Below are 13898 nucleotides of genomic sequence, written 5' to 3'. Positions count from 1 at the left end.
CCTAGGCGAGCGGCGCGGCGCGCTCGGCCGTGTTCGCCGCAGGCGGAGGCATGCGGAAGGGCCGGGCTTCCGCCCGGCCCCTTCGCTGTGGATCAGTCCTCGGCGTGCTGCTTCGCGAGGTTCGCCTCCGCCTCGCGGATGGCGCCCTCGATGTCGTCCTCGTCGGCCTCCGCCTTCGGCAGGAAGTCCGACAGGTCGACCGTCTCGCCCTTGTCGTCGACGACCGTGACGCGGCCGAGCAGGGTCGAGAGGGTCTTGCCGCGGAGGATGTCGCCGAGCAGCACCGGCAGCTGGCCGTTGGCCTCGAGCGCCTGGACGAGCTCCTGCGGAGCCATGCCGTACTGCGCCGCCTGCTGCACGATGATCTGCGTGAGCTCCTGCTGCGTGACCTGCAGGTCCTCCTCCTCGGCGAAGCGGTCGAAGAGCATCTGCTGCTTGAGCAGCTTCTGCGTCTCCTGGCGCACCTCCTCGCCGTGCTCGGCGTCCTCGGAGCGGTTCTCGGCCTCGAGGTGGCGGGCCACCTCGTCCTCGACGACCTGCGACGGGACCTCGATCTCGACGGCCTCGATGAGCTCGTCCTGCAGGCGCTGGCGCGCCTGCTCGGCCTGGCCGAGGCGGCTCGAGCGGCCCGCCTGCTCGCGCAGGTCGGCCTTCAGCTCGTCGATGGTGTCGAACTGGCTCGCCATCTGGGCGAAGTCGTCGTCGGCCTCGGGCAGCTCGCGCTCCTTCACGGCCTGCACGGTGACGCTCACCTCGGCGTCCTTGCCGGCGTGGTCGCCGCCGACCAGGGTCGACGTGAAGGTCGTCTCCTCGCCCGCGGTGAGCGACTCGACGGCCTCGTCGATGCCGTCGATGAGCTCGCCCGAGCCGACCTCGTAGGAGATGCCGCTCGCGGTGTCGACGGGCTCGCCGTCGATCGAGGCGGTGAGGTCGAGCGTGACGAAGTCGCCCTTCGCGGCCGGGCGGTCGACGGTCACGAGCGTGCCGAAGCGGGCGCGCAGCTCGTCGAGCTCCTTCTGGACGGCGTCGTCGCCGACCTCGGTGGCGTCGACGGTGATCGTGCGGCCCTCGACCTCGGGGAGGTCGAAGTCGGGACGGACGTCGACCTCGATCTCGAGCACGAGATCGCCCGAGAAGTCCTTCACCTCGGGCCACGCGGTCACGTCGGCCTGCGGGCGGCCGAGCGGGCGGATGCCGGCCTCGGCGACGCCCTGGCGGTAGAACTCGTCGATCGACTGCGACACGGCCTGGTTGAGGATCTCCTCGCGGCCGACGCGCTGGTCGATGATCGCCGCAGGCACCTTGCCCTTGCGGAAGCCGGGCACGCTGATCTGCTCGGCGACGGTCTTGTACGCCTGGTCGATCGCGGGACGCAGCTCCTGGGGCTCGACGGCGATGGTGAGCTTCGTGCGCGTGTTCTCGATCTTCTCGACCGTGGTCTTCACGAGGGGGTCTCCTGAGGTTGATGGTGGTCGGGCCTGTGCGGCGCGGGCCCTGGGCCGCGCTGGCGCGCCAGATCCGCCGCGAGAGGGCGGACCACCGCCCGAGCCTACCGGCCCGTGCGCCCGCATCCCCAATCCGTCCGGGCCGCGGCTGCGAACCACCGGCATGACCTCCCTTGCCCTCGCGCCTCGGCCTGCAATACTCAGGCCGGTGGCGCGCGCGCACGTGCGCCGCGTGCACGTGGAGAGGGGACCTGTGGAGATCGACGTCGAGGAGTGCCTCGTGCGCGCCGCCGACGGCGACCAGCGCGCGTTCGCCGCGCTCTACGACGCGACCGCTCCGCGCGTGTTCGGCCTCGTGCTGCGCATCCTGGTCGACCGCGCGCAGGCCGAGGAGGTCGCGCAGGAGGTCTTCCTCGAGGCGTGGCGGCAGGCGAAGCGCTTCGACCCGAGCCGCGGCGCCGCCATCAGCTGGCTGCTGCAGATCGCGCACGCGCGCGCCGTCGACCGCGTGCGCTCCTCGCAGGCGCAGCGCGACCGCGACGCGCGCATCGGGATCCGCGACACCGCGGTGCCGGTCGACGTCGTCGCCGAGCAGGCCGAGGTCTCGCTCGACGCCGCCAGGGCGCGCAGCGCGCTCGGGCAGCTGAGCGACGCCCAGCGCGAGGCGATCGAGCTCGCCTACTTCGACGGGCTCACGCAGACCGAGATCGCCGAGCGCCTGGGGGCGCCGCTCGGCACGGTGAAGACGCGGATGCGCGACGGGCTCACACGCCTGCGCGGCATCCTGGGGGTGACGACATGAGCGACGACCGCCGGTCCGTCGACGACCTGGCCGCGGCGTACGCGCTCGACGCGCTGACGCCCGAGGAGCGCGCGCGCTTCGAGGCGGAGGCCTCGCCCGAGGCGCGTGCCGAGGCCGCGGCGCTCGCCGACACCGCCACGCTGCTCGGCGGCGACCAGGCCGCTCCCCCGCCGAGCCTCCGCGCGAGCGTGCTCGACGCCATCGCGCGCGAGCCGCAGCTGCCCGCGACGGACGGCGCGCCTCGCGCCGCAGCTCCCGCAGCCCCGCTCGACGCGCGCTCCGACGCGACCGGCACCGACGCATCCGGATCCGGCCTCGGCGCCTCCGCCCCGGCCGCAGCCCCGGCAGGCGACGCCGGCCGCCGGCTCGGACCGGCCGAGCGGCGCGCCCGCGCGCGCTGGCAGCCGATGCGCGTGCTCGGCGCGGTCGCCGCGAGCGCCGCGCTGCTCGTCGGCGGCATCGCCATCGGCACGCAGCTCGGCGACGACCCGCGGCAGGAGGCGCTCGGTGCCGTCGTGAGCGCGTCCGACGCGCAGCGCAGCGAGGTCGAGCTGGCCGACGGCACCGTCGCGACGGTGATCTGGTCGGCCGAGGAGGGCCAGTCGGCGATCCTCTTCGAGGGCCTCGGCGCCGCGCCCGAGGGCCGCACCTACCAGGCCTGGTACATCGACGCCGCGGGCCCGCACGACGCGGGCGTCTTCGACTCCGAGGGCGACTCCACCGCGATCGTGCTCGAGGGCGAGCTCTCGGCCGGCGCCGTCGTCGGCGTCACGGTCGAGCCGGCCGGCGGCTCCGAGGCGCCCACCACCGATCCGATCCTCGTCGTCGAGACCTGACGCATCCGCCGCCCGTGTCGGCGGCGGATGCGCGCGGCCGGGCTGGGATGATCGAGCGGTGTCAGACCTCTCGAGCGCGTCCTCGCGCGGCCGCCTGGGCCGGACGGCCATCGTCGTCGCGTCGATCGCCCTCGTCATCACCTGGAGCTCGGGCTTCGTGGGCGCCGAGCTCGCCGCTCGCGCCGACGGCGAGCCGATCACGGTGCTCGCGTGGCGCTTCGTCGTGCTCGCGGGGATCCTCGTGGCGACGATGCTCGTGCTGCGCCGCCGCTGGCCGGGTGCCCGCAGCTGGCTGCGGCAGGGCGCGATCGCGCTGCTGAGCCAGGCCGGCTACCTGCTGATGATCTTCGAGGGCGTGCGCTTCGGCGTCGACGGCGGCACCGCCGCGCTCATCGCCGCGCTGCAGCCGATGCTCGTCGCCACCGTCGCCGGCCGCTTCCTCGGCGAGCGCGCGAACGGGTGGATGTGGTTCGGCATGGTCGTGGGGCTCGCGGGCGTCGCGCTCGTCGTCTCGGGGCAGATCGGCGGCTCCGGCGCGCCGCTGTGGGCGCACGCGCTGCCGCTCGTCGGCGTGCTGTGCCTCGCCACGGGCACCGTGCTGCAGCGCCGCTGGCACATGCACGACGACCTGCTGCAGACGATCACCATGCAGTCGGTGGTCGCGGGCGCCGCGTTCATGCTCGTCGCGCTCGCGCGCGGCCACGCCGCGCCGCCGACGAGCCTCGCCGTGTGGGGCGCGGTCCTCTGGCTCGTGGTGCTCGCGAGCCTCGGCGGCTATGTGCTGTACGTCACCGTCACGCGCTCGCACGGCGCCACGTTCGTCAGCACCATGCTCTACCTCACGCCGCCGACGACGATGCTCTGGGTGTGGCTCTTCTTCGGCGTGCCGATCGCGCCGCTCGGCATCGCCGGGCTCGTGGTCGCCGCGGTGGGCGTGGCGATCGTGCTGACCGCGCAGCGGCGGGCCTCCGCCGCCTGACCGCGCTCAGCCCTCGTCGGCGAGCAGCGCCTCGACGTCGGGCAGGTCGCGGAAGCCCCCGAAGGTGCCCTGCTCGGCGATCTCCCGGGCGGCCCCGAGCCATCCGCCCCACGCCGCCCGCGCGAGCGTGCCGCCGACGCTGATGCGGCGCACGCCGAGCGCGGCGGCCTCCGCGACCGTGATCCAGGGCGCGTTGACCAGCAGGTTGACGGGCTTCGGCGCCACCGCCTCCACGATCGCCGAGATCTCGGGGCGCGTCGAGATCCGCGGCGCGTAGAGGCAGTCCGCGCCCGCCTGGGCGTACGCGACGAGCCGGTCGACCGTGTCGTCGAGGTCCGGATGCCCGACGACGTAGCCCTCGGAGCGCGCGGTCAGGAGCACGCGGGTGCCGCTGCGGTCGATCGCCTCCCGCGCGGCGCGGACTCGCTCGACGGCGAGCGCGCGCTCGTGCAGCGGCGAGCCGGCGTCGCCGGTCGCGTCCTCGATGGAGAGCCCCGCGACGCCGGTCTCGACCGCGGCCGCCACGGTGCCGGCCACGGCGTCGGGCTCGACGGCGTAGCCGCCCTGGAAGTCGGCGCTCACGGGCACCGCGACCGCGGCCGCGACGGCGCGGAGATGCGCGAGGGACTCGTCGAGCGCGAGGCGGGCGTCCTGCGTGCCGAGCGCCCACGCAGAGCCGGCGCTCGTGGTCGCGAGCGCGGGGAAGCCGAGCCGCTCGAGGATGCGGGCGCTGCCGAGGTCCCACGGGTTCGGCATGACGAAGCAGCCGGCGGCGTGCAGGCGGTGGAGCTCGACGACTCGCGGATCGGCCACGGAGCCTCCTCGACGATCGCCCTCGGCCTGCAGCGCGACGCTATGCCCGTGCGCCCGCTCCCGCAAGGGGCTCCCTCCGGACCGCTCGGGCACGCCGAGGAGGCAGCTCGGTGAGGAGCCCCTGCGCGAATGGCGAGAGGACGACCATGCCGATGCCGTCGCCCGTGGCTCGCTCAGGTCCAGCGCGCGAGCGCGAGCGCGACGAGCGCGAGGCCGGCGGCCAGCAGCCCCATCGCGGCGTAGGAGCCGGTCGTGACGGCCAGCAGCGGGCCGAGCGCCGGGCCGAGCGCGGTGACGGCGGTGATCGGCGCGGCGAACGCGCCGTTCAGCGCGCCGTAGCCGCGCGGCCCCCAGCGCTCCACCACCGCGGAGCCCTGCACGAGCGTCTGCGCGCCGCGCACGGCGCCCGCGGCGACACCGATCGCGATGAGCAGCCACGGCGGGCCGGGCACGAGCGACAGCAGCGCCAGCACGATCGCGGCGAGCCCCGCCGTCGTCGCGAGCGGCACCCACGGCGACGCGGCGCGCGGCAGGGCCACGTAGAGCAGCCGCCCGGCCACCTGGCCGGCGCCCAGCAGGCCGAGGCCCCACGCGGCGAGCTCGTACGTGAGCCCCTTCTCGGTGAGCAGCGGGATGGCGGCGAGCGTCACCATGTACAGGGCCGCGGCCACCGCGATCATGGCGACCTCGAGCATCCAGAACCGCCGGGTGCGCAGCACCGCGGCGACCGACGGCGGCGGCGCGTGCTCGCCGCCCGACTCGCGGGCCGGCCAGGAGCGCTCGAGCGACCACCAGTGCAGCGGGGTCGTGAGCGCGACGAGCACGACCGCGAGCACGAGCAGCGTCGCCCGCCAGTCGAGCACGCCGAGCAGCGCGGCGGTGAGCGGGGCGAACGCGGTCGAGGCGAGGCCGCCGGCGAGCGTGACGACCGTCATCGCCCGGCGGCGCGCGCCGCCGCCCTGCGCATCGCCGTGGCGCCGCGTGAGCACGGTGAAGGCCGCCTGGTAGAGCACCGCCGACTGGCCGAGGCCCACGACCACCCAGGCCGCGGCGAACCCGGGCACGGTGGTCGCGGCCGAAGCCATCGCGAGCCCGCCGGCGCCGACGAGGCTGCCGAGCGTCATGACGAGCCGCGGGCCGCGGTCGTCGAGCCAGCGGCCGACGACGATGCCGGCGGCGGCGGATGCGACGAGGCCGGCCGAGAAGCACAGCATCACGACGGGCAGTCCCCAGCCGGTGTCTGCCGCGACGGCGGGCGCGGCGACGATGAGCCCGTAGTACAGGATGCCCCAGCTGACGACCTGGCCGACCGACAGCGCCGCCAGCCGGGCGACGGGCCCGGGCGAGCGGCGCTCGGCGCGCGCGGCGACGGCGCGGCCGCTCACCCGAGGCCCCGCGTCAGAGGCCGCGCAGCACGGCGGCGGTCTGCTCGAGCGTGCCGCGCACGACCGAGTAGTACGCCCACTTGCCGCGCTGCTCGCGCTCGACGAGCCCGGCCTCCGCGAGCACGCGCATGTGGTGCGACACGGTGCCCTGCGAGAGCCCCACGGGCGCCGTGAGGTCGCAGACGCACGCCTCGCCGCGCGCGCCTGCCGCGATGAGCGACAGCAGCCGCACGCGCGTCGGGTCACCGAGCGCCTTGCCCACCTTCGCGAGGCGCTCGGCCTCGTCGCGCGGCATGCCCGCGTCGGCCTCGGGCGCGCAGCAGCCGTCGGCCGCGGGAGCGTCGATCGGGGCGTCGGTGATCGTCATGCGGGCAGTCTGCCACACAGATTGACAAACGTCGATACGTCGTGCACGATCAACGCATCGATCACCTTCGATACGACTCGTCCCGATGAGGAGACAGCCATGCACGACCTTCCCGTCATCGTCGTCGGCGCCGGCCCGCAGGGCCTCGCCGCGGCCGCGCACCTGCTCGAGCGCGGCTTCGAGCCGCTCGTGCTCGAGCGCGGCGACGCGGCAGGCGCCGCCGTCTCGGAGTGGAGCCACGTGCGGCTCTTCTCCGCGTGGGACGAGCTGGTCGACACGGCGAGCCGCCGCTTGCTCGAGGCCGCGGGCACGTCCATCCCCACGCGCGGCTACCCCAAGGGCGCCGCCTGGGTGCGCGACTACCTGCAGCCGCTCGCCGCGGCGCTCGGAGACCGCGTGCGCTACGGCCAGGAGGTCGTCTCGATCAGCCGCCGAGGGCGCGACAAGGTGGTCGACGCCGGGCGCGCCGAGCAGCCGTTCGTCGTGCGCACCGTCGACCGCGACGGCGTCGAACGGCGCCTGCTCGCCCAGGCCGTGCTCGACGCATCCGGCACGTGGCGCACGCCCGCGCCCGCCGGCGCCGACGGCACCCCCGCGCTCGGCGAGCGCGCCGCCGCCGACCGCATCGACTACCGCATCCCCGCCGAGGTCGCCGAGCTGGCAGGCGCGCACGTCGCCGTCGTCGGCGCCGGCCACTCCGCGACGCACGCCGTGCTGCGGCTCGCCGAGCTCGCCGAGCGCAGCCCCGGCACGCGCGTGACATGGCTGCTGCGGCGCGCATCGGCCGAGGGTGCGCTCGGCGGCGGGGAGGCGGATGCGCTCCCCCAGCGGGCCGCGCTCGGCTCGCGGGCGCGGAAGGCGATCGAGCAGGGCCTCGTCGAGGTCGTGACCGGCTTCCGCCTCGACGAGGTGCGTCGCGCCGGCGACGGGATCGTGCTCGTCGGCGACGACGGCCGCGAGGCGGGCCCGGTCGCGCGGCTCTTCGCGCTCACGGGCTTCCGCCCCGACCTCTCGATCCTGTCGGAGGTGCGCGTCGCGGTCGACCCGTCCCTCGACGCGGTCGCGGGCCTCGCCGCCGAGATCGACCCCAACGTCCACTCGTGCGGCACGGTCGCCGCGACCGGCGTCGCCGAGCTCGCCCAGCCCGAGCCCGGCCTGTTCGTCATCGGCGCGAAGAGCTACGGCCGAGCGCCGACGTTCCTCGCGCTCACGGGCTACGAGCAGGTGCGCAGCGTCGTCGCGCACCTGGCCGGCGACCACGAGGCGGCCGCCCGCAACGAGCTCGTGCTGCCCGAGACCGGCGTGTGCGGCGGAGCGGGCGACTTCGGCGGCGGCTGCTGCGCCGCTCCGGCGCCGGCGCAGGCCGAGCGGGCCGAGGCCGTCGCCGTCTGAGGGGGCCGCTCGCCGGACGCTGGCCCGGCGATCAGGCCCGGCCGGTCGGCGGAGCGCCGCCCGCGCGGGCGTCGAGCATCGCGCCGTAGCCCTCCTCGAAGGAGGGGAACCGCAGGTCGCCGAGGAGCGCCAGCAGCCGGTCGCCGGCGAGCACCGTGCCGCCGGCGACCTCCGGCAGGATGCGCGGCGGCGGCTCGACGCCCAGCCGCGCGGCGATCCAGCCGACCACTTCGCCGAGCGGCGCCGGGCGCCGGTCGACCGCGTGCAGCAGATGCGGCGGGTCTGCGGCCATCAGCATCGCCTCGAGGGCGCGCACGAGGTCGGTCTCGTGGATGCGATTGGTGCGCTGCGCGTGCTGCACGGGCGTGCGCTCGAGCACCGTGCGCACGAGCCGCTCGCGGCCGGGGCCGTAGATGCCCGCGGGACGCACCACGAGCGCGCCGAGCCGCTCGCGGGCGAAGCGCTCCCCTTCGAGCAGCGTCCTGGCGCGCGCCGAGACCGGCGCCGGCGCATCCGCCTCCGTGCGCACCTCCGCGCCGGCCAGGCCCTCGAGCACGCGCGTCGAGGAGACGAGCACCACGCGCCTCGGCGGCTCCGGCAGCGCGTCGGCGAGGTGCTGCAGCGAGCGCACGTACGCGTCGTCGTCGGGGCCGGGCGGCAGCGTCACGACCATCGCGTCGACCTCCGGCAGCAGCCCGCGAGGCACCGGCTCGCCGAGGTCGACGGCGAGCGGCGTCAGCGCGGCGGGCAGCCCGTCGGTGCGGCGGCGGAGGGCGACGACCTCGCCGCCGCTCGCCACGAGACGCATGCCGAGGCGGGTGCCGACCTCGCCGCAGCCGACGAGCAGCGTGCGTTGCGCCGCCGTCTCCGAACCCGTGTCGGGGCGACAGGATGCAAACCCGCGGGGCGGCGCGTCGCTGCCCCCGGCCCGACTCCCCATCCCGGCACGCACGTCGGGGCGACAGGATTCGAACCTGCGACCTCCCGCCCCCAAAGCGGGCGCTCTAGCCAAGCTGAGCTACGCCCCGTCGGGATCGCTCCCGTACGACGGGGAAGTCTATCGGCGCACGCCAACGCCGCCGCACGCGAGCGGCGGTGGAACGGGGACCCCTTGCACCGAACGGGACCCGGTGCACCGGGTCCCGTTCGGCCGACGGGGTCCCGTTGCCGGGCCGCGCCGCTACAGCGTCCGCTCGCGGATCATCCGCGCGAGCTCGAGCCCGGAGTCCTTCACCGTGCGCTCCTGCGTGTCGTAGTCGACCCGCACGATGCCGAAGCGCTTGTGGTAGCCCCACGCCCACTCGTAGTTGTCGAGCAGCGACCAGTACATGTAGCCCTTGACCGGCACGCCCGCGTCGATCGCGTCGAGGATGGCGCCCACGTGCGCGCGCAGGAACTCGACCCGCTCGGCGTCGTGGATCCGCGCCTCGCCGGTCGCCGCATCCGTCACCACCTCGTCGTCGTAGGCGGCGCCGTTCTCGGTCACCCAGATCTCGACGCCCTTCGGCCCCGCGTACTCCTCGTGCACGCGCCGCAGCAGCCGCGTGAGCCCCTCGGGCTGCACCTCCCAGCCCATGGTCGTCGTGGGCAGGCCGCGCGGGTGCATGTGCACGCCGTCGGCGGCCGGGTACGGGCTGCCGACGGCGCGGTCGGTCGGCGCGTCCTGCAGCAGCGGCTCGGCGGGCGGCTCGAACGAGCACGCATCGCCGTGGTAGTAGTTCACGCCCAGCACGTCGATCGGCGAGCCGATGATCGCGAGGTCGCCCTCCTGCACCACGGCGTCGAGGCCGAGGTGGCCGACATCGGCGAGCAGCGTCTCGGGGTAGCTGCCGCGCAGGATGGGATCGATGAAGAAGCGGTTGAACTGCTCGTCGATGCGGCGGGCGGCGTCGCGGTCGGATGCGCTGTCGGGGTCGACGGGGTCGGCGACGGTGAGGTTCAGGGTGATGCCGAGCCGCTCGGCGCCGGCCTCGCGCAGCGCCTGCACCGCCATGCCGTGCGCGAGCAGCAGGTGGTGGCCGGCGGCGAGGCCGTCGGCGACGCTCTGCCGGCCGGGGGCGTGCGCGCCGGCCGTGTAGGAGAGGAACGACGAGCACCACGGCTCGTTGAGCGTCGTCCAGTTCTGCACGCGGTCGCCGAGCCGCTCGTGCACGGCGAGCGCGTAGTCGACGAAGCGGCTCGCGGTGTCGCGCTCGGGCCAGCCGCCGGCCTCCTCGAGCGCCTGCGGCAGGTCCCAGTGGTAGAGCGTCAGCCACGGGAGGATGTCGACGCCCAGCAGCTCGTCGACGAGCCGCGAGTAGAAGTCGAGGCCCTTCGCGTTCGGCGCGCCGCCGTCGGGGCAGACGCGCGCCCAGCTGGTCGAGAAGCGGTAGGTCTGCAGGCCCAGCTCGCGCATGAGCGCGACGTCGTCGGGCATGCGGTGGTAGTGGTCGCACGCGACGTCGCCCGTGTGGCCGTCGATCACGGCGCCGGGCACGCGGGCGAAGGCGTCCCAGATGCCCGGGCGGCGGCCGTCCTCGGCCGCGGCGCCCTCGATCTGGTAGGCGGCGGTCGCGCCGCCGAGGATGAGGTCTGCTGGGATGCTGCGCTGCACCCGAGAAGCGTATCGGGGCGGATGCGCGGGCGCCGATGCGGTAGATTCGTGCAGTCCCGAGGCACGCGGCCCGGGGCGCGCGGGCGTAGCTCAATGGTAGAGCCTCAGTCTTCCAAACTGATTACGCGGGTTCGATTCCCGTCGCCCGCTCCCTTCGGTGTCGCCCGCTCCCCCGCCGGTCGAGCCGGCCGCGCAGCGGCCGAGTCGAGACCACATCGGCGGCCGTGCCCCCGCTGGTCGAGCCGGCCGCGCAGCGGCCGAGTCGAGACCACCACGGTCGCCGTGCCCCCGCTGGTCGAGCCGGCCGCGCAGCGGCCGAGTCGAGACCACCACGGTCGCCGTGCCCCCGCTGGTCGAGCCGGCCGCGCAGCGGCCGAGTCGACACCACATCGGCCGGCGTGCGAGGCGCAGCCACAGCCGCTGCCGGTAGCGTGCCGGTGTGCATGCGCGACTGCGGACCCGCCCCCGCCGCCAGGGCTCGCCCCGGCTCGGCGCGGCGATGGTCGCCGCCGCCGCGCTGACGCTCGCCGCGTGCGTGGCCCTGCCGCCGGAGACGCCGGAGGATCCCGCGATCCCGACCACGGCATCCCCCGCCTTCACCGACCTCGCTCCCCCGCCGACGACCAACGGGCCCACCGAGCCGCCCTTGCCCACGACGGCGCCGGGCGACTTCGCCTACGGCGAGACGGTCGTCATCCACACCGAGCGCGGCTCCACGTGGGAGGTGACGGCGCTGCGGTCGATCGACCCGGCCGACTCGCTCGCGCTGCAGACGGGCTCGACCCCGCGCGCGAACGAGCGCTTCGTGGTGCTGGAGCTCGAGATCGAGAACGTCGGCGTCATCACGACGCACCCCATGCACGACATGACGATCGGCTACCAGCCGGACGGCGCACCGCTGTCGGACCAGAACTCCGCCTCGACAGCAGCCGCCCCGAACGACCTCGGCTACGTGTGGGACTTCGCGCCCGGCGACCGCGAGTCGGTGCAGGTGATCGTCGCCGTGCGCGACGACGCGGCTACGACGGGCAGCTGGGTGTTCACGACGAACGACCGCGGCACGCTCGAGCCGGGCACCGTCTACCGCTTCGGCTGAGCCCTCACAGCTGGCAGCCGGGGCACCAGTACAGCTTGCGCCCCTGCATCGTCTCGAGCGCGATGCTCGTGCCGCAGCGGCGGCACGGCAGCCCCTCGCGCTTGTAGACCCAGTGGCGGTCGGCGCGGTTCGCGAGCGCCGCGGCCCGCCGCGCGCCGCGGAGGCCGTCGATCGTGAGCATCTGGCCCGTCTCGACGCCGATGCGCAGCAGCTTCACCCAGTCGCGCCAGAGCGCGCGCAGCTCGTCGTCGGTGACGGCGCTGCCCGGCCGGTGCGGGTCGATGCGGGCCCGGAAGAGCAGCTCGGCCCGGTAGACGTTGCCGATCCCGGCGACGACCGACTGGTCCATGAGCAGCTGCCCGATGGGCTGGTTGGAGCGCGACGCGCGCGCGACGAAGCGGTCCTCGGCCTTGCGGCGCGACTCGGTCGGCGCCTCGGGGTCGGGCCCCAGCCGCTCGGCGAGCGCGGCGACCTCGACCGGCTCGAGCACCTCGCAGACGGTCGGCCCGCGCAGGTCGGCGACGGCGGTGTCGGTGAGGATGCGCACGCGCACCTGCCCGACGGGCTCCGGCGGGAAGTCCCCGGCCTCCGTCGCCGTCTCCTGCTCCCCCGCCCGCAGCCGCGCGAGGCGCGGCGCGCCGATCGACGCGATCGAATCCTCGTGCTCGCCGTCGACGCCGGCGCGCACGGGGATGCCGCGCATGCCGGTCTGGCCCATCCGCCCGACCGCGGCGAGGATGGTCGGGTCGACGCTGATGGCGCCGGCGAAGTCCCACGCGCCGTAGATGCCGAGGTGCACGTGCAGCACCTGCGCGGGCTGGGCAGCGGTGCCGCCGAAGCCGAGCAGCAGGTGCTTGCCGATCGCCTCGGAGGAGGTGATCTCGAGCCCGTCGAGCTCGGCAGCGCCCACCTCGAACCGCCCTTGCGGGCTCGTCACCCGGGCGGTGCGCCCGACGAAGTTCGCGCCGAACTGCCGGGCGATGCGATGGACGGAGTGCCCCTCCGGCATCAGCGGATCTCGTGGCCCGCGATGCCGCCCGTGGTCTCGTACTCCCCGAGCTGCGCGATGCGGCGCGCGTGCCGCTCGGCGCCCGAGAAGGGCGTGGCGAGGAAGGCGTCGATGATCTCGAGCATCTCCTCCTCGGTGTGCTGGCGCGCGCCGACCGCCACGACGTTCGCGTCGTTGTGCTCGCGCGCGAGCCGCGCGGTCGCGAGGCTCCAGGCGAGCGCCGCGCGCACGCCCTCGACCTTGTTCGCCGCCATCTGCTCGCCGTTGCCCGAGCCGCCGAAGACGACGCCGAGCGCCTCGACGCCGTCGCGCTGGTCGCGCACGACCGCGCGCGCCGCGTTGATGCAGAACGACGGGTAGTCGTCCTCGGCGTCGTAGTCGACCGGGCCGTGGTCGACCGCCTCGTGGCCGGCGGCCTCGAGGTGGGCGACGAGCCGCTTCGAGATCTCGAAGCCGGCGTGGTCGGTGGCGATGTGGACGCGCATCACGCCTCCTCTGCGCCGAAGACCGGCCCGCGGGTGCGCGAGCGCTTGAGCTCGAAGAAGCCGTCGACGGATGCGGCGGCGACGATGCCGTCGAACATGCGGAGCGCCTCCTCGCCGGTGGGCGCGGGGCTGACGACGGGGCCGAAGAACGCGACGTCGTCGACGGCGATCACGGGCGTGCCGACGTCGTCGCCGACGAGCTCGATGGCGCGGCCGTGGCTGTCGCGCAGCGCCTCGTCGTGCGCATCCGTCTCGCTCGCGAGCGCGGCGTCGAGCCCCACCTCGGCGAGCGCCTCGGCGATGATCGCGTCGTCGTCGTTGCGGCCGTCGGGGTGGATGCGCGTGCCGAGCGCGTCGTACAGGGGCTTCACGACGGCGTCGCCGCCCGCGGCGCGCGCGGCGGTGACGAGGCGCGTGAGGCGCATCGAGCGCGGCATGCGCGCGGCGTACGACTCGGGCAGGTCGCGGCCCTCGTTGAGCACCGCGAGGCTCATCACCTGCCAGTCCACGTCGAGCCCGCGCACGTCGGCGACCTCGCCCAGCCAGCGGCTGGTCATCCACGCCCACGGGCAGGTCGGGTCGAACCACATGCGCACGCGCTGCGGCTGGTCTGCGGGGGCCTCGATCGTCATGGCTCGATGCTACCGAGGGCACGGCGGGCGCCCGTCGCCGCGCCACTACGCTGGAGCGCACCAG

Annotated in this window: 14 protein-coding genes and 2 tRNA genes; 6 read left to right on the top strand and 10 right to left on the bottom strand. The window is 75.2% G+C overall.

Going from position 1 to position 13898, the window contains the following annotated elements; genetic code table 11:
* Positions 1-92: 92 nt before the first annotated feature.
* Entirely contained in the window at positions 93-1445 is a 1353-nt protein-coding gene (gene tig / locus MU522_RS09975) for a trigger factor (protein WP_246990819.1), read from the bottom strand.
* A gap of 253 nt (positions 1446-1698) precedes the next feature.
* Between tig and sigK the strand changes: the two genes are divergently transcribed.
* From sigK to MU522_RS09960, 3 genes are read left to right on the top strand one after another with little or no spacing between them, the layout of a single operon-like run.
* On the top strand, positions 1699-2247 hold the full coding sequence (gene sigK / locus MU522_RS09970) for an ECF RNA polymerase sigma factor SigK (protein ID WP_246990816.1): 549 nt from the start codon (positions 1699-1701) through the stop codon (positions 2245-2247).
* Positions 2244-3083, top strand: coding sequence for an anti-sigma factor (locus MU522_RS09965; RefSeq protein WP_246990815.1), 840 nt, complete (start codon positions 2244-2246; stop codon positions 3081-3083). Before sigK ends, MU522_RS09965 begins: the two co-directional genes overlap by 4 nt.
* A gap of 58 nt (positions 3084-3141) precedes the next feature.
* The gene (locus MU522_RS09960; RefSeq protein WP_246990814.1) at positions 3142-4062 is read left to right on the top strand and encodes a DMT family transporter; all 921 of its coding nucleotides are present in this window, start codon (positions 3142-3144) and stop codon (positions 4060-4062) included.
* Between the two features lie 6 nt (positions 4063-4068).
* Here the strand turns inward: MU522_RS09960 and MU522_RS09955 are convergent, their stop codons facing one another.
* The 3 genes from MU522_RS09955 to MU522_RS09945 all read right to left on the bottom strand — a co-directional run bounded on the left by MU522_RS09955 (position 4069) and on the right by MU522_RS09945 (position 6555).
* Positions 4069-4875, bottom strand: coding sequence for an isocitrate lyase/phosphoenolpyruvate mutase family protein (locus MU522_RS09955; RefSeq protein ID WP_246990813.1), 807 nt, complete (start codon positions 4873-4875; stop codon positions 4069-4071).
* Positions 4876-5048: 173 nt separating this feature from the next.
* A complete protein-coding gene (locus MU522_RS09950) occupies positions 5049-6260 on the bottom strand; it encodes an MFS transporter (protein ID WP_246990812.1) in 1212 nt (403 codons plus the stop codon).
* 13 nt (positions 6261-6273) lie between these two features.
* Complete coding sequence (locus MU522_RS09945; protein ID WP_225792838.1) at positions 6274-6555, bottom strand: metalloregulator ArsR/SmtB family transcription factor; 282 nt, start codon at positions 6553-6555, stop codon at positions 6274-6276.
* 171 nt (positions 6556-6726) lie between these two features.
* Here MU522_RS09945 and MU522_RS09940 point away from each other — a divergent pair, with 171 nt between their 5' ends.
* The gene (locus tag MU522_RS09940; protein ID WP_246990811.1) at positions 6727-8019 is read left to right on the top strand and encodes an NAD(P)-binding domain-containing protein; all 1293 of its coding nucleotides are present in this window, start codon (positions 6727-6729) and stop codon (positions 8017-8019) included.
* Positions 8020-8050: 31 nt separating this feature from the next.
* Here MU522_RS09940 and MU522_RS09935 read toward each other — a convergent pair whose 3' ends face one another.
* The 3 genes from MU522_RS09935 to MU522_RS09925 all read right to left on the bottom strand — a co-directional run bounded on the left by MU522_RS09935 (position 8051) and on the right by MU522_RS09925 (position 10612).
* On the bottom strand, positions 8051-8827 hold the full coding sequence (locus MU522_RS09935) for a sugar nucleotide-binding protein (RefSeq protein ID WP_246990810.1): 777 nt from the start codon (positions 8825-8827) through the stop codon (positions 8051-8053).
* A 145-nt stretch (positions 8828-8972) separates the two neighbouring features.
* Positions 8973-9047: transfer RNA gene (locus tag MU522_RS09930), tRNA-Pro, on the bottom strand.
* A gap of 152 nt (positions 9048-9199) precedes the next feature.
* A complete protein-coding gene (locus MU522_RS09925; protein WP_246990809.1) occupies positions 9200-10612 on the bottom strand; it encodes a GH1 family beta-glucosidase in 1413 nt (470 codons plus the stop codon).
* A gap of 79 nt (positions 10613-10691) precedes the next feature.
* On the opposite strand from MU522_RS09925, the gene MU522_RS09920 reads away from it, so the two are divergent.
* A tRNA-Gly gene (locus MU522_RS09920) sits at positions 10692-10762 on the top strand.
* Positions 10763-11051: 289 nt separating this feature from the next.
* Positions 11052-11708, top strand: a complete 657-nt coding sequence (locus MU522_RS09915) for a hypothetical protein (RefSeq protein WP_246990808.1) — start codon at positions 11052-11054, stop codon at positions 11706-11708.
* 4 nt (positions 11709-11712) lie between these two features.
* On the opposite strand, the gene MU522_RS09910 is transcribed toward MU522_RS09915, so the two are convergent.
* Genes MU522_RS09910 through MU522_RS09900 form a run of 3 tightly spaced genes read right to left on the bottom strand, consistent with a single transcriptional unit; the run spans position 11713 to position 13834 of the window.
* Entirely contained in the window at positions 11713-12717 is a 1005-nt protein-coding gene (locus MU522_RS09910; RefSeq protein WP_246990807.1) for a DNA-formamidopyrimidine glycosylase family protein, read from the bottom strand.
* A complete protein-coding gene (locus tag MU522_RS09905; RefSeq protein WP_146357531.1) occupies positions 12717-13202 on the bottom strand; it encodes a ribose-5-phosphate isomerase in 486 nt (161 codons plus the stop codon). Before MU522_RS09905 ends, MU522_RS09910 begins: the two co-directional genes overlap by 1 nt.
* The gene (locus MU522_RS09900; protein ID WP_146357533.1) at positions 13202-13834 is read right to left on the bottom strand and encodes a DsbA family protein; all 633 of its coding nucleotides are present in this window, start codon (positions 13832-13834) and stop codon (positions 13202-13204) included. The genes MU522_RS09905 and MU522_RS09900 overlap by 1 nt, the downstream gene beginning before the upstream one ends.
* Positions 13835-13898: the final 64 nt, after the last annotated feature.

The sequence above is a fragment of the Agrococcus sp. SCSIO52902 genome (genome assembly GCF_022983135.1).
GTDB lineage: Bacteria > Actinomycetota > Actinomycetes > Actinomycetales > Microbacteriaceae > Agrococcus > Agrococcus sediminis.
Note: the sequence above shows the minus strand (reverse complement) of the source record. Positions and strands in the feature narration are given on the sequence as shown.

What these genes read in the sequence shown, in the direction of transcription:
- MU522_RS09965 (WP_246990815.1), top strand. Translation starts at nt 2,244, where the DNA reads ATGAGCGACGACCGCCGGTCCGTCGACGACCTGGCCGCGGCGTACGCG.
- MU522_RS09945 (WP_225792838.1), bottom strand. Translation starts at nt 6,555, where the DNA reads ATGCCGCGCGACGAGGCCGAGCGCCTCGCGAAGGTGGGCAAGGCGCTC.
- MU522_RS09940 (WP_246990811.1), top strand. Translation starts at nt 6,727, where the DNA reads ATGCACGACCTTCCCGTCATCGTCGTCGGCGCCGGCCCGCAGGGCCTC.
- MU522_RS09935 (WP_246990810.1), bottom strand. Translation starts at nt 8,827, where the DNA reads ATGCGTCTCGTGGCGAGCGGCGGCGAGGTCGTCGCCCTCCGCCGCCGC.
- MU522_RS09910 (WP_246990807.1), bottom strand. Translation starts at nt 12,717, where the DNA reads ATGCCGGAGGGGCACTCCGTCCATCGCATCGCCCGGCAGTTCGGCGCG.
- MU522_RS09905 (WP_146357531.1), bottom strand. Translation starts at nt 13,202, where the DNA reads ATGCGCGTCCACATCGCCACCGACCACGCCGGCTTCGAGATCTCGAAG.
- MU522_RS09900 (WP_146357533.1), bottom strand. Translation starts at nt 13,834, where the DNA reads ATGACGATCGAGGCCCCCGCAGACCAGCCGCAGCGCGTGCGCATGTGG.